Genomic DNA, 14019 nt, shown 5'->3' with positions numbered 1-14019 from the left:
AGTCCCGAAATCGCATCAGCATGGCCGATCACGGCAGCAGCGGGGCGGGCGCACTCCCCCGGGCCGCATCGCGTCGCGGCGGCGCACCGAACATCCTGCGGTATTCCCGGCTGAACTGGGTCGGGCTGTCGTAGCCGACGAGGTGGCCGACTCCGGCGACATCGCCGGCGTCGGCCGCCAGCAACGCTCGTGCCTGCTGAAGCCTGATCTGCTTCTGGAACTGCAACGGGCTCATCGCCGCGACGGCCCGAAAGTGCCGGTGAAACGACGAGGGACTCATCCCGGCCCGCGCGGCCAGGTCGGCGATGCGCAGTGGCTCGGCGTAATTGTCGCGAATCCAGCGGATGGTCCGGTTGATATGTGCCGAGACCCCGCCGGTGGTGCCGATACGGGCCACCAGTGCCCCGTGCGGACCGGTGAGCAGCCGCCACAGGATCTCCTTTTCGACGAGCGGGGCAAGTACCGCGGCATCGTCGGGATGCTCCACCAACCGGGTCAGCCGCAGCACCGCGTCGAGCAGCGCGGGTTCGGCGGGTCCGCTGGCCATGGCCGGGCCAGCCGGCCCGCCCACGTTTGCCGGATGGAGTCTGCCGCGAGCGGCGAGCAGCAGTTCGGCGATCGCGGTCGGGCGTAGCACGATGCCGACCCCGAGCGCCGGAGTGGCGGCATCGGCACCGACGAAGTGCCCGCTCACGGGCAGTTCGGCGGCCACCACGAGCAGGTCGCCGCTGCGGTAATCGAACATCTGGTCACCGAGCAGGATCCGTTTGGCACCCTGCGCCATGATCACGAGCAGCGGCTCGGTCAGTGAGTACTCCGGCTCCGATGTGTCGACACGGGACAGCAGCAGCCCGTCGATCACCGTCGTCATCGACGCCACCGCATGCGTGTCCACCAGCCGGCGCAGCTCGGACAGCGTGGCCGCGGTGGTGCTCTCGGATGTCATGTGCTCGGCGGTCATGTGCTCAGCGAATCACGAACAGCACGATTCATCCATCGTTGAGCGGATCAGGCAGGAATCAGATCGGATCGGCCTACCGCTGGACCCGGCCGCCACGGTTGCATGAAACGAGTAACCACCAGCCCGATCAAGGAGACATCCGATGTCGCTCGACCATTACGTCACCCTCGGCCGTTCCGGCCTCCGTGTCAGCCCATTCGCCTTGGGCGCCATGACCTTCGGCGAAGACGCCGGCGGCGCCGGCTGCAGCCCCGACGAGGCCTCGGCGATCATCTCGAGCTATCTCGACCACGGCGGAAACTTCATCGACACCGCCAACTTCTACACCAACGGACACTCCGAGAAGATCCTCGGTGACTACTTCGCCGCTCACCCGAATCGACGCGATCGTGTCATTCTGGCCACCAAGTTCTTCACGAACATGTTCCCCGGCGACCCCAACGGTGGCGGTGCGGGCAGACGCTCGATCATCGCCCAGCTCGAGGAGAGCATGCGCAGGCTGCGCACCGATCACATCGACCTGTACTGGTTGCACAACTGGGACCGGCACACCCCGATCGAAGAGACCATGCGCACCCTCGACGATCTCGTTCGCGCGGGCAAGATCCGGTATGTGGGGTTCTCCAACATCCCGGCCTGGGTGACCGCGCAAGCCCAGACGCGGGCACTGCTGCAGGGCTGGACGCCGCTGGTGGCCCTGCAGATCGGCTATTCACTGCTCAACCGCGGTGTCGAGGCCGAGGTGGCGCCGCTCGCACTCGACCAGGGCCTGGCGCTGGTGCCATGGAGCCCACTGCAGAACGGCTTCCTGTCCGGCAAGTACCGCCGCGGGGCGCAGGTTCACGACTCGGCCCGCGCCGCCTTCGTCGGCGGGCCGACCGAGGACGAGTTCGACGTCATCGAGGCGGTCGGCGAGATCGCCGACCAACTGGGCACCACCTCGGCCGCCGTCGCGCTGGCCTGGCTGCGTGCCCGGCCCGGGACCGTCGTGCCGATCCTCGGTGCACGCCGACTCGACCATCTGCAGACCAACCTGGCCGGGCTCGATATCGAGCTGGCGCAGGCACAGCTGCAGCGGCTGGACGCGGTGTCCGATCCCGGTCTGCGGCCGGCGGTGGAACCGGATCTACTGGCCGCGCTGCAGTTCGCCGGCGCAACGGTCGACGGTCACCGCTCGGGTGAGTACCCGCCGCTGTCGGCGGGCACCGCCCGTTACTAGCCGGGCAGGCGGCGGTTGATCAGCAGCGCAGCCAGCGCCGCCAGCGCGAGCACCAGTGCGCCCAGACGCAGCCAGCCGACACTGGCATCGCCCTTCATGGTCTCGTAGCCGATCTGCTCCTGAAGGGAGCTGAACACCGCCTTGAGCTGTTCCAGGCTGGAGGCGGTGAAGGCCTCGCCCCCGGAGAGTTCGGCGATCTTGGCCAGCATCTCGTCGTCGACCGGCACCGGCTGCCGCTGTTCGTTGATCTCGACATACCCGTACGGCGTGCCGAAGGACACCGTCGAGATCGGCACACCCTGGTCCTTGGCGGTGCGCGCGGCGGTATAGGCGCCCTTGGGGTTGTCCGGATTCGACGGCACCGTCTCCTTGCCGTCGGACATCAGCACGATGCGCGCGGGCGGGGGCTCGTCACCGCCGCCGATCACCGCGCCGACGGTGGCGATGGCCTGCAGGGCGGTGAAGATGCCCTCGCCGGTGGCGGTGCGATCGGCCAGCTGCAGCTTGTCGATCCCGTTCTTGGTGGCCTCCCGATTGGTCGTCGGGGACACCAGGACCGTGGCGGTACCTGCATAGGCGATGAGGCCGAGGTTGATCCCGGGTGTCAGCTGATCGGCGAACTGCTTGGCCGCCTCCTGGGCGGCGACGAGCCGGCTGGGCGCCACGTCGGTGGCCCGCATGGACTGCGAGACGTCGATGACGAGCATGACGACGGCACGGTTACGCGGGATGCGTACGTCATTGGTCGGTCCGGCCATCGCGACGGTCAGCAGGGTCAGCGCGGCGATGAGCAGGATGGCGGGTAGATGGCGCCACCGGCTCGGCTGCTTGGGCGCCACCCGCTCCAGCAGTTCCATATTGGCGAATCGCAGGATCCGCTGTTTCCGCGCCCGCTGCACCACGATGTAGAGGACGACGAGCCCCAGCACCGCGAGCAGGAACAGAAAGAACCATTTGTGTTCGAAACCCGACAGGCTCATCGGCCCGAGCAATGGCAATGTCATGTGTGCCTAGTCATTTCGGTATCGATTGCCCCAACCACGCTCATCGGGGCTTGTCTGCTCTTCGCGCAAGCGCTCATCGGGGCTTGTCTGCTCTTCGCGCAAGCGCTCATCGCCCACCCGCCATGGCACCCCGGCGCCGGTCCGCGACGAAGCGCACCACGTCGGCAATCCAGTCCCGGTCGGTGCGCAAGGTGAGCAGCGGCGCATCGCAGCGCCGCAGGGTGCGGGCGACCTCGGCGCGGTGAGCGGCCGAGGCCCTCGCGAAATCATCGCGCAGCTTCTCGTCGATGGTGAATTCGCGGGTCACCCCGGACTCGGTGTCCTGCAGGACTACATCGCCGACATCGGGTAGCTCGACATCGCGGGGATCGATGATCTCGATGCCCAGCACCTCATGGCGGCCCGCGATGGCCCGCAGCGGCCGCATCCAGTCGATGGGTCCGAGGAAGTCACTGATGATGACGGCCATCCCCCGCCGGCGCTCCGGGCGGCGCAGCGCGTCGATGGCACCGGCCAGGTCACCGCGCACACCCAGCGGCGCCTGCGGCGTTGTCGCTATGGCGCGCAACAACTCCTGCTCGTGCAGTCGACCCGACAGCGCGGGCACCCGTTTCATCGTCTCGCCGTTGGAGATCACCGCCCCGATGCGGTTGCCACCCCCGCTGTTGAGGAAGGTGATGGCCGCCGCCGCGGCGACCGCGAGATCCCGCTTCTCACAGCCGGTGGTGCCGAAGTCCAGGCTGGACGAGACGTCCACGACCAACCAGGTTTCCAGCTCGCGGTCGGCGATCATCTGCCGCACGTGGGGGTGGGTGGTGCGAGCGGTGACCGACCAGTCCATCCGGCGGACATCATCGCCGGGCTGATACATCCGGGACTCCCCCGGCTCTGAGCCGGGACCCGGGATCAGACCGAGATGATCACCGTGCAGGACACCGTCGAGCTTGCGGCGCACCGTGAGCTCGAGTTTGCGCAGCGCCGCACTCAGTGCGGGGTCGCGGATCTCGCCGCGCTTGAGCGAGGGCAGGTCGACCGCGCGCCTGCCGGTCCCCGTCACCGACCGCCGGCCGCCGCCGCGGCGGGCACCCCGGGAGGCGCCGAGTTACCCTGCTGCGGAATGGCATTGACCTGCGGCAGACCGACGGTCTGCATGATCCGGTTGATCACGGTCTCGGCCGAGACCTCGTCGGCCAGGGCGTCATAGGTGAGCACCAGACGATGCCGCAGCACATCCGGGATCACCTCGACGACATCCTGGGGGATCACGTAGTCGCGTCCACGCACCAGCGCCAGCGCCCGCGAGGCCGAGATGATGCCCAGCGAGGCGCGCGGCGAGGCACCGTAGGCGATCCAGGCCTTGGCGTCGGGCATGCCGAACTTCTCCGGCTCACGGGTCGCGGTGACGATGCGCACCACGTAGTCGACCAGCGCGTGGTGCACGAAGTTGTTGGCGGCCACCTCCTGCAGCCGCAGCAGGTCCCCGGTGTTCAGGATCTGCTTGGGCTCAGGCGGTTTGACGCCCATGCGATAGATGATCTCGCGTTCTTCCTCCGGCGACGGGTAGTCGACGTTGAGTTTGAACAGGAAGCGGTCGCGCTGCGCCTCGGGCAGCTGGTACACGCCCTCCTGCTCGATCGGGTTCTGGGTGGCCATCACCAGGAACGGCGTCGGCAGCGGGAAGGTCTTTCCGCCGATGGAGATCTTGCGCTCGGCCATGACCTCGAGCAGCGCGGACTGCACCTTGGCGGGCGCGCGGTTGATCTCGTCGGCGAGCAGGAAGTTCACCACCACCGGACCGAGTTCGATATCGAACTCTTCCTGGCCCTGCCGGTAGATGCGGGTACCGACGATATCGGTGGGCACCAGGTCGGGGGTGAACTGGATGCGGGCGAAGGTACCGCCGACCACCTTGGCGAAGGTCTCCACGGCGAGGGTCTTGGCCACACCGGGCACGCCCTCCAGCAGCACGTGTCCCTTGGCGAGCAGACCGACGAGCATGCGCTCCACGAGGCGGTCCTGACCGACGATGATGCGCTTGACCTCGAAGATCGCGCGCTCGAGGGTGTGTACCTCCTGCTGCAGGCCGGAACCCGCGGGTGGTGCACTCTGCGTGCCGGGCGGGTAGCCCTGCGTCGGGGCCGGGCCTTGATAGCCTCCGGCGCCCTGCGGCGGCCCACTCGGTGACGTCATCTAGCTTCCTCCCACGGTCGATCTGCAACAAACTCGCTGGACTTCGGTGGCGACCGCCGAGCTGGCCGGGCGTCCGCCGTCAACTATTCCAGGCAGTCCGGAATCCGTCGACGTCGCCCGCCCGGCGTGCCGTGGGCTCAGGACTCGATGACGCGAACCAGGTGCGGGGACATCCCCGCGGTGCGCAGCGGGCTGACGGTCACCTTGCCTGCCGAACCGGAGGCCTCCAGCATCTTGCCGCCACCCAGATAGATGGCCACGTGCTGGCTGCCGCCCGGGCCCCAGAAGATCAGGTCGCCGCGTTTGGCCTGCGACGGGGAGACGGCGCGACCACCCGAGGTGTACTGATCGCCGGAGTACTTGGGGATCTGCACACCGACACCGGCGAACGCGTACCGGGTGAAGCCCGAGCAGTCGTAACCGATCTTGCCGTCGTCGTAGTCGACACCGGGGCCGGGACCGGTCAGGGTGCCCCCACCCCACGAGTACGGAACGCCGATCTGGGAACCGCCACGGCGGATGACGTACTCGATGGCCTGCGGGCCGCGCACCCGGGCGCCGGGCAGCAGGCCGCCAGTCGACGCGGCCGGCGCTGGTGCCAGGCCGATGGACTGCAGGAACTTCGAGCCGAGGCTCTGGGTGGTCTCCAGCGCGATCTTGCTGACCTGGAAGGAGGCGTTGGCGATGGCCACCGGGTCACCGGGGGCACCCGAGCTCGGCCGCGCGGGCAGCGTCGGGTCCCACTCGCCGGGGTCGGCGGTGGCGGGTGCGGCGGCACCGATGGCCATCGCGGCGGCCACCGCCAGTGCTGCCAGCACCCGGGTCAATGTACGAAAGCGTGTGGAGTTCAAGGAATTCCCTACGTAGTCAGTGCTTCTAGTACTCGATGTAACGGACGGCGTACGGGGTCATCCCGCTGGTGCGCACCGGCGAGATCTTGACGGTCGAACCGGTGTAGGGGGCTTCGAGCATCTGGTTGTTGCCCAGGTAGATCGCGACGTGCTGACTGCCGCCGGGACCCCAGAACAGGACGTCGCCGCGGCGCATCTGCGAGGTCGGGATCTTGCGGCCCATGTCGTACTGCGCGCCGGAGTAGTGCGGCAGCTTGATACCAACGCCGGCGAAGGCGTAGAGCACCAGACCCGAGCAGTCGAAACCGACTGTCCCTGCGCCTCCGTCGATACCGTTGCTCTTGCCTGCGGCATTGCCGCCACCCCAGGAGTACGGCACACCGATCTGCGACATCCCCCGCTTGATGACGTACTCCGACGCCGCCTGGCCGTTCACCCGGGGAATGGCCCCGTTGTTGGTGAAACCGGTCGGGGTGGGCAGGATGCCGAGCTTCTGCAGGAAGTTGCGCCCCATGTCGGCGGTCAGTTGGGCCGATGTCTGCATGATGCCCAGGATCGCGTTGATGATGGCGATGGGATCACCGCTGACGAAGGCGCTGGGAATCGCGGGCAGCGTCAGATCCCACTGGCTGGCCTGCGCCGGGGCCGGGGCTCCGCCGGGGGCCCGATCCCAGTCCGCAGTGGCGCCGGGCGCGGCCGGACCGGGTGTACCCGGGGCCCGTCCGGCCGGTGCCGTCGCGGCCGGCGCCGAGGGGGCCGCCAGCGGGCGCGCGGCGTCCAGCTTCGCTTGTGCGGCAGCACGTTCGGCGGTCAGCCGGTCGAGCTCACCCTGCTGGGACCCGAATGTCTGCTGCGCCTGGGTCAAGCTGGCCACGGCGGCGTCCTGACTGGACTGCGCGTCGGCGGCGGCCTTGTCGGCGTTCTGTTTGGCCAGCCTGGCCGCGGACTCGCGGTTGACCTGCTCGGTGCGCGCCTTCTGCAGATCGCCCATGACCTGCTGGGAGTTGACGGCCAGCGCCTGGCCGGCGGCGGCGGTCTGCAATGCGGCTTCGGGATCGGTGGCGGTCAGATAGGAGGCCGACGGACCGTTGACGTAGGCGGCCACCGCGTAGGTGTCGACACGGCGCTGCGCATCGGCGATGGCGGTGTTGGCATCGTCGACACCGCGCCGACTGGCCTCCACCTCGGCGGCCGCGGCGGCGGCGTTGTCGCGTGCGTTCTGCACGTCGAGCAGCGCCTTGTTGACGCTCTCCTGCTGGAGCTGCACGGCGGCACCGAGATCCTGCAGCTTCTGGTTGGCGTCGGCGACGGCGGCCACCAAGGCGGCGATGCCCTCGGGTTTGGCCGGATCGGCGATCGCGATCGGTGCGGCGATCGGGCCGTCGGGCAGAACGCCGGCGCACAACAGGCCGACGGTCACCGGGACTGCGCAGATCCGTCCGTAGAAACGGGACGCGGAGGCGCCTGGGGTGCGTCTCATGGGACTCAGGTCTCCTAGGGCTCAACGCGGACTACACGGCACTGCGGCTGAGTGTCAGCAGTCACATCAACCACAGCTGCAACACCAAACACTGTTTGCACCGTACGTCACATCACGCCCTAAAGAAACTTTAGTCACAAATTACATGAATGTAATTGGAAACGGCGTTATCGAATAGTGATATTCGAATTCGAGAAAGGGGTTGCGGCGTTTACTCCGCCGACGGAGGAGGTGCCGTGTCAGCAACGGCCCTCTTGGCACGAACCTGCATTACACGGGTCAAAACCGCGGCTGCGGCAACGGCCAGCACAAGTACTGCGGTAAACGGCGTCCAGGGAAAGTCCGGGGTCTGCAACTCAGTGACGAAATTCTTCGAAGATTGGACGGGATCGCCCGTTTTCGCGAGGTCCTGACCCGCCTCGAGGGTGACCCTGTCGAATTCCTGACTGTAGGTACCCGCATAGAACGGGCTGATGGCCAGCACGGTCGATCCCGGGAAGTCCTGACCCACCTCGGTGGCGATATCGCGCAACGGGGTATCGATGGGCGGGTTCTGGTCGATCACCACGATCTTGAGGTCGATCCCCTCGGCCTTGGCCGTCGAGACCACCTCGCGCAGACCGGCGATATCGGCTCCGGCCGGAGCGCTGACGCCGCCGTCGCGCACCTGATCCTTGACCAGGTTCATGTCGATCCCCGGCGGGATGTAAGCGGGAAGGTGTGGCACAACGTGCGGTCCGGTCACCACCGCACCGTACCGCCGCGCATCCGGGGCCCGAACATCCGACTCACCGGTCGGCGTGTGGGGAGAAATTCTGCCCGACGGGCTCGCATCGAGCCGAGTACTGGACAAGACTGGACCCGACCCTCCCCGCCTTGCAGGACAAGCGTACTGTTAGGGTCAGCATGCCGCCGACACAGCCCGTCGCCGGCAGGATCTAACCGGGAGTTGATGTGAGCAACGACAACACGGCCAATTCATCCTTGAACTCTTTTGGTGCCCGCGACACGCTGACCGTCGGGGCCAACAGTTACGAGATCTACCGTCTCGACGCAGTACCCGGAACCGAGAAACTGCCCTACAGCCTCAAGGTGCTCGCGGAGAACCTGCTGCGCACCGAGGACGGCGCGAACATCACCAAAGAACACATCGAGGCCATCGCGAACTGGGATCCCTCGGCAGAGCCGAGCATCGAGATCCAGTTCACCCCCGCCCGCGTGCTGATGCAGGACTTCACCGGCGTCCCCTGCATCGTCGACCTCGCCACCATGCGTGAGGCCGTCGCGACCCTCGGCGGCGACCCGAACAAGGTAAACCCGCTGTCCCCCGCCGAGATGGTCATCGACCACTCCGTCATCCTCGACGTCTTCGGCAATGCCGGCGCCTTCGAGCGCAATGTCGAGCTGGAGTACGAACGCAACGGCGAGCGCTATCAGTTCCTGCGGTGGGGTCAGGGCGCCTTCGACGACTTCAAGGTCGTCCCCCCGGGCACCGGCATCGTGCACCAGGTCAACATCGAGTACCTGGCCCGCGTCGTGATGACCCGTAACGGTGTGGCCTACCCGGACACCTGTGTGGGCACCGACAGCCACACCACGATGGAGAACGGCCTCGGCGTGCTGGGTTGGGGCGTCGGCGGTATCGAGGCCGAAGCCGCCATGCTGGGCCAACCCGTCTCGATGCTGATCCCGCGTGTCGTCGGGTTCAAGCTGACCGGCGAGATCAAGCCGGGCGTCACCGCGACCGATGTGGTGCTGACCGTCACCGACATGCTGCGCAAGCACGGCGTGGTCGGCAAGTTCGTCGAGTTCTACGGCAAGGGCGTCGCCGAGGTACCGCTGGCCAACCGCGCCACCCTGGGCAATATGAGCCCCGAGTTCGGTTCCACCGCCGCGATGTTCCCGATCGACGAGGAGACCATCAACTATCTGCGACTGACCGGGCGCACCGAGGAGCAGCTGGCGCTGGTCGAGGCGTACGCCAAGGAACAGGGCATGTGGCACAACCCGGACAAAGAGCCGGTCTTCTCCGAGTACATGGAGCTCGACCTGTCCACCGTGGTGCCCTCGATCTCCGGCCCGAAGCGTCCGCAGGACCGCATCGAACTCACCGATGCCAAGAACGCGTTCCGCAAGGACATCCACAACTACGTGGAGGAGAACCACCCCGCGCCGGAGACCAAGCTCGACGAGGCGATCGAAGAGTCCTTCCCCGCAAGCGATTCGGCGACGCTGTCGTTCGCCGACGACGGCGCGGTCATCCCGAACGCGTCCAACGGCGCCGAGGGACGGCCGTCCAAGCCGGTCACCGTGCGCTCCGAGGAACGGGGCGAGTTCGTGCTCGATCACGGCGCCGTCGTGGTCGCGGGCATCACCTCGTGCACCAACACCTCCAACCCGTCGGTCATGATCGGCGCCGCACTGCTGGCCAAGAAGGCCGTCGAGAAGGGCCTGACCTCCAAGCCGTGGGTCAAGACCAACATGGCGCCCGGCAGCCAGGTGGTCACCGACTACTACAACAAGGCCGGCCTGTGGCCCTACCTGGAGAAGCTGGGCTACTACCTGGGCGGTTACGGTTGCACCACCTGCATCGGCAACACCGGTCCGCTGCCCGACGAGATCTCGGCGGCCATCAACGACAACGACCTGTCGGTGACCGCGGTGCTGTCCGGTAACCGCAACTTCGAGGGCCGCATCTCCCCCGACGTCAAGATGAACTACCTGGCCTCCCCGCCGTTGGTCATCGCCTACGGCATCGCGGGCACCATGGACTTCGACTTCGAGACCGATCCGCTGGGCCAAGATCACGACGGCAACGACGTGTTCCTCAAAGACATCTGGCCGACGTCGCAGGAGATCCAGGAGACCATCGCCTCCTCGATCAACCGGGACATGTTCACCGAGTCCTACGCCGACGTGTTCAAGGGTGACGATCGGTGGCGTTCGCTGCCCACCCCGGAGGGCAACACCTTCGAATGGGACGACGCCTCGACCTATGTCCGCAAGGCCCCGTACTTCGACGGCATGCCGGCAGATCCCGAGCCGGTGAGCGATATCTCCGGCGCCAGAGTGCTTGCCCTGCTGGGTGATTCGGTGACCACCGATCACATCAGCCCGGCCGGCGCGATCAAGCCGGGCACCCCGGCCGCGCAGTACCTCGACGCCCACGGCGTGGAGCGCAAGGATTACAACTCGCTGGGGTCGCGACGCGGCAACCACGAGGTGATGATCCGCGGCACCTTCGCCAACATCCGCCTCAAGAACCAGCTCCTCGATGACGTCTCGGGCGGTTACACCCGCGACTTCACCCAAGATGGCGGTCCGCAGGCGTTCATCTACGACGCCTCGGTGAACTACCAGAAGGCCGGTATCCCGCTGGTCGTGCTGGGCGGCAAGGAATACGGTTCGGGTTCGTCCCGTGACTGGGCGGCCAAGGGCACCTCACTGCTCGGAGTGCGTGCCGTCATCACCGAATCCTTCGAGCGCATCCACCGGTCCAACCTGATCGGTATGGGCGTCATCCCGCTGCAGTTCCCGGCCGGAGAATCGGCGGCCAGCTTGAAGCTGGACGGCACCGAGACCTTCGACATCGCGGGCATCACCGAGCTGAACGAGGGCAAGACGCCGAAGACCGTGCATGTCACCGCCACCAAAGAAAATGGGCAGACGGTTGAATTCGACGCGGTGGTGCGTATCGACACCCCCGGTGAGGCCGACTACTACCGCAACGGCGGCATCCTGCAGTACGTGCTGCGCAACATGCTCAAGGCGAACTAGGAGATCGGAAGAAGTAGCGGGAATCACCCGTGCCACGGGTAACCGACGACCATCTGGCGGCGCGTCGTCGCCAGATCCTCGACGGCGCTCGGCGTTGTTTCGCCGAGTACGGCTACGAGAAGGCGACCGTGCGGCGGCTCGAACACACCATCGGGCTGTCGCGCGGCGCCATCTTCCACCACTTCAAGGACAAGGACACCCTGTTCTTCGAACTGGCCCGCGAGGATGCCGAGCGGATGGCCGATGTGGCCGCGCGCGAGGGTCTGATCCAGGTGATGCGTGACCTGTTGGCCGCGCCGGATCAGTTCGACTGGTTGGTGACGCGTCTGGAGATCGCGCGCAAGCTGCGCAACGACCCGGCCTTCCATCAGGGCTGGGCGGAGCGGTCGGCCGAGTTGTCGGCGGCCACCACGGAACGGCTGCGCAAGCAGAAACAGGCCGGCCGCCTGCGCGATGATGTGCCCGGGGCGGTGCTGCAGACCTATCTGGACCTCGTGCTCGATGGTCTGGTCGCCCGACTGGCCTCCGGCGAGGACACCGAGAACCTCAGCGCGGTGCTCGACCTCGTCGAGGAGTCGGTGCGCCAGCCCGGCTGAGGGATCGCCGAGGGGTCAGCTGGCGCGCCTGCGATGGTTTGGTCCGCCCCGGCTGCGCATCCGCGTGCCCGACTCGCGCAGCATGCTGTGCACGGATCCGTAGGACCGGCCGGTCTGGGCCACCAGCGAGCGGATACTCGCGCCGCGCTCGTAGGCGCTGCGCAAGTCGGACAGCACCTGCTCACGGGACTTGTCGGATTCAGTCATCGATTTCTCCCCACTCCCGATCCGTGTGCGCGAGTACCCAGACTAGGAACCGGTAAAACGCATGCGGGGGTGAATTGACGAAAAGCCTTGCAGAAGGCCCTATGCCAGCTCGATGAGGTCCCGGTATTCGGTCGACCAGAAGTCCTCGGTGCCATCCGGCAGCAGTACCACCCGCTGCGGGTCCAGGGCTTCGGCCGCGCCGGGATCGTGCGTCACCAGCACCACCGCGCCCTGATAACTGCGCAACGCGTCGAGAACCTGTTCGCGGGAAGCCGGATCGAGGTTGTTGGTCGGCTCGTCGAGCAGCAGCACATTGGCCGTGGAGGCCACCAGACCGGCCAACGCCAGCCGCGTCTTCTCACCGCCGGACAGGGTGCCGGCAGGCTGATCGAGCTGCGGCCCGGTGAACATGAAGGCGCCCAACAGACCTCGTAGTTCCTGCTCTCCGGTGTCCGGTGCGGCGTGCCGGATGTTCTCCCAGACGGTCGCGGCGTTGTCGAGTGTGTCGTGTTCCTGCGCGAAGTAGCCGATCTTGAGGCCATGGCCGGGGACAAGCCCACCGGCATCAGGAGTTTCGGTACCGGCCAGCAATCGCAGCAACGTCGTCTTGCCCGCGCCGTTGAGGCCCAACACCACCACGCGGGAGCCCCGGTCGATGGCCAGATCGACGCCGGTGAACACTTCCAGCGAACCGTAGGTCTTGGTCAGACCCTTCACCACCAAGGGCGTTTTACCGCACGGTGCAGGTACCGGAAACTTGATACGCGCCACCTTGTCGGCCACCCGCTCGTCATCGAGCTCGGCCATCATCCGCTCGGCGCGACGCAGCATGTTCTGCGCGGCAACGGCTTTGGTGGCCTTGGCGCCCATCTTCGCCGCCTGCGCCCGCAGCGCGCCCGCCTTCTTCTCGGCATTGGCACGTTCGCGTCGGCGCCGCTGTTCGTCGGTGGCGCGCGCATCGAGATAACGCTGCCAACCCATGTTGTAGACATCGGCCTCGCCGCGGACGGCGTCGAGGAACCACACCCGGTTGACCACATCGGCCAACAGCTCGACATCGTGACTGATGACCACCAGACCGCCCGTGTGGTTCTGCAGGAACGAGCGCAGCCAGCCGATCGAGTCCGCGTCGAGGTGGTTGGTGGGCTCGTCGAGCAGCAGTGTCGTGGCCGATCCCGAGCCTGTGTCACTCGCGGCGAACAGGATCCTGGCCAGCTCGACACGGCGGCGCTGACCGCCGGAGAGGGTGCGCAGCGGCTGGGTGAGCACCCGGTCGGGCAGGCCCAGGCTGGCGCAGATGCGGCCGGCTTCGCTCTCGGCCGCGTAGCCGCCGAGGGCGGCGAACCGCTCCTCCAGTTGGCCGTACCGGCGTACCGCCTTGTCCCTGGCCGCGTCGTCGGCGACCTCCGCCATCAGCACCTGCTGCTTCTCCAGATCCGACAGCAGGGTGTCCAGGCCGCGCGCGGACAACACCCGGTCGCGCGCCAGCACGTCGAGGTCGCCCTCCCTGGGGTCCTGCGGCAGATAGCCGATCTCGCCGATGCGCTCGATCTTGCCCGCATAGGGCTCACCCTCACCGGCCAGGATGCGCATCGTGGTGGTCTTACCTGCGCCGTTGCGCCCCACCAGGCCGATCCGGTCGCCGGGCTGGATGCGCAGCGCGGAACCCTCGATCGACAGCAGAGTGCGCGCCCCGGCGCGGACCTCCAGGTCCGTTGCGGTGATCACGCTGCT

12 protein-coding genes are annotated in these 14019 nt (G+C 67.1%); 3 read left to right on the top strand and 9 right to left on the bottom strand.

Features of this window, described 5'->3' with window-relative positions; genetic code table 11:
- Window positions 1-28: 28 nt before the first annotated feature.
- On the bottom strand, window positions 29-961 hold the full coding sequence (locus G154_RS18755; protein ID WP_019513146.1) for an AraC family transcriptional regulator: 933 nt from the start codon (window positions 959-961) through the stop codon (window positions 29-31).
- A gap of 142 nt (window positions 962-1103) precedes the next feature.
- On the opposite strand from G154_RS18755, the gene G154_RS18750 reads away from it, so the two are divergent.
- On the top strand, window positions 1104-2180 hold the full coding sequence (locus G154_RS18750) for an aldo/keto reductase (protein ID WP_019513145.1): 1077 nt from the start codon (window positions 1104-1106) through the stop codon (window positions 2178-2180).
- On the opposite strand, the gene G154_RS18745 is transcribed toward G154_RS18750, so the two are convergent.
- The 6 genes from G154_RS18745 to G154_RS18720 form a co-directional block, all read right to left on the bottom strand.
- Window positions 2177-3184 carry a VWA domain-containing protein gene (locus G154_RS18745; protein ID WP_019513144.1) on the bottom strand — a complete coding sequence of 336 codons (1008 nt, stop codon included), beginning with the start codon at window positions 3182-3184 and terminating at the stop codon, window positions 2177-2179. The two genes, G154_RS18750 and G154_RS18745, sit on opposite strands and share 4 nt — an antisense overlap.
- 106 nt (window positions 3185-3290) lie before the next feature.
- On the bottom strand, window positions 3291-4241 hold the full coding sequence (locus tag G154_RS18740) for a DUF58 domain-containing protein (protein WP_019513143.1): 951 nt from the start codon (window positions 4239-4241) through the stop codon (window positions 3291-3293).
- Window positions 4238-5374 carry a MoxR family ATPase gene (locus tag G154_RS18735; RefSeq protein ID WP_019513142.1) on the bottom strand — a complete coding sequence of 379 codons (1137 nt, stop codon included), beginning with the start codon at window positions 5372-5374 and terminating at the stop codon, window positions 4238-4240. Before G154_RS18735 ends, G154_RS18740 begins: the two co-directional genes overlap by 4 nt.
- Window positions 5375-5511: 137 nt before the next feature.
- A complete protein-coding gene (ripB, locus tag G154_RS18730; protein ID WP_045546531.1) occupies window positions 5512-6162 on the bottom strand; it encodes an NlpC/P60 family peptidoglycan endopeptidase RipB in 651 nt (216 codons plus the stop codon).
- Window positions 6163-6250: 88 nt separating this feature from the next.
- Entirely contained in the window at window positions 6251-7705 is a 1455-nt protein-coding gene (ripA, locus tag G154_RS18725; RefSeq protein WP_023985729.1) for an NlpC/P60 family peptidoglycan endopeptidase RipA, read from the bottom strand.
- A 211-nt stretch (window positions 7706-7916) separates the two neighbouring features.
- Window positions 7917-8450 carry a DUF6676 family protein gene (locus tag G154_RS18720; RefSeq protein ID WP_023985728.1) on the bottom strand — a complete coding sequence of 178 codons (534 nt, stop codon included), beginning with the start codon at window positions 8448-8450 and terminating at the stop codon, window positions 7917-7919.
- Between the two features lie 209 nt (window positions 8451-8659).
- On the opposite strand from G154_RS18720, the gene acnA reads away from it, so the two are divergent.
- Entirely contained in the window at window positions 8660-11482 is a 2823-nt protein-coding gene (acnA, locus tag G154_RS18715; protein ID WP_019513138.1) for an aconitate hydratase AcnA, read from the top strand.
- 29 nt (window positions 11483-11511) lie between these two features.
- Window positions 11512-12078, top strand: coding sequence for a TetR/AcrR family transcriptional regulator (locus G154_RS18710; protein WP_019513137.1), 567 nt, complete (start codon window positions 11512-11514; stop codon window positions 12076-12078).
- Window positions 12079-12093: 15 nt separating this feature from the next.
- Here G154_RS18710 and G154_RS18705 read toward each other — a convergent pair whose 3' ends face one another.
- Complete coding sequence (locus G154_RS18705; protein WP_023985727.1) at window positions 12094-12285, bottom strand: helix-turn-helix domain-containing protein; 192 nt, start codon at window positions 12283-12285, stop codon at window positions 12094-12096.
- A 99-nt stretch (window positions 12286-12384) separates the two neighbouring features.
- Window positions 12385-14013 carry an ABC-F family ATP-binding cassette domain-containing protein gene (locus G154_RS18700; RefSeq protein WP_019513135.1) on the bottom strand — a complete coding sequence of 543 codons (1629 nt, stop codon included), beginning with the start codon at window positions 14011-14013 and terminating at the stop codon, window positions 12385-12387.
- Between the last annotated feature and the right edge of the window lie 6 nt (window positions 14014-14019).

This window comes from Mycobacterium sp. VKM Ac-1816D, assembly GCF_000416385.1.
GTDB lineage: Bacteria > Actinomycetota > Actinomycetes > Mycobacteriales > Mycobacteriaceae > Mycobacterium > Mycobacterium neoaurum_A.
This window is presented reverse-complemented; position numbering and strand designations above follow the sequence as displayed.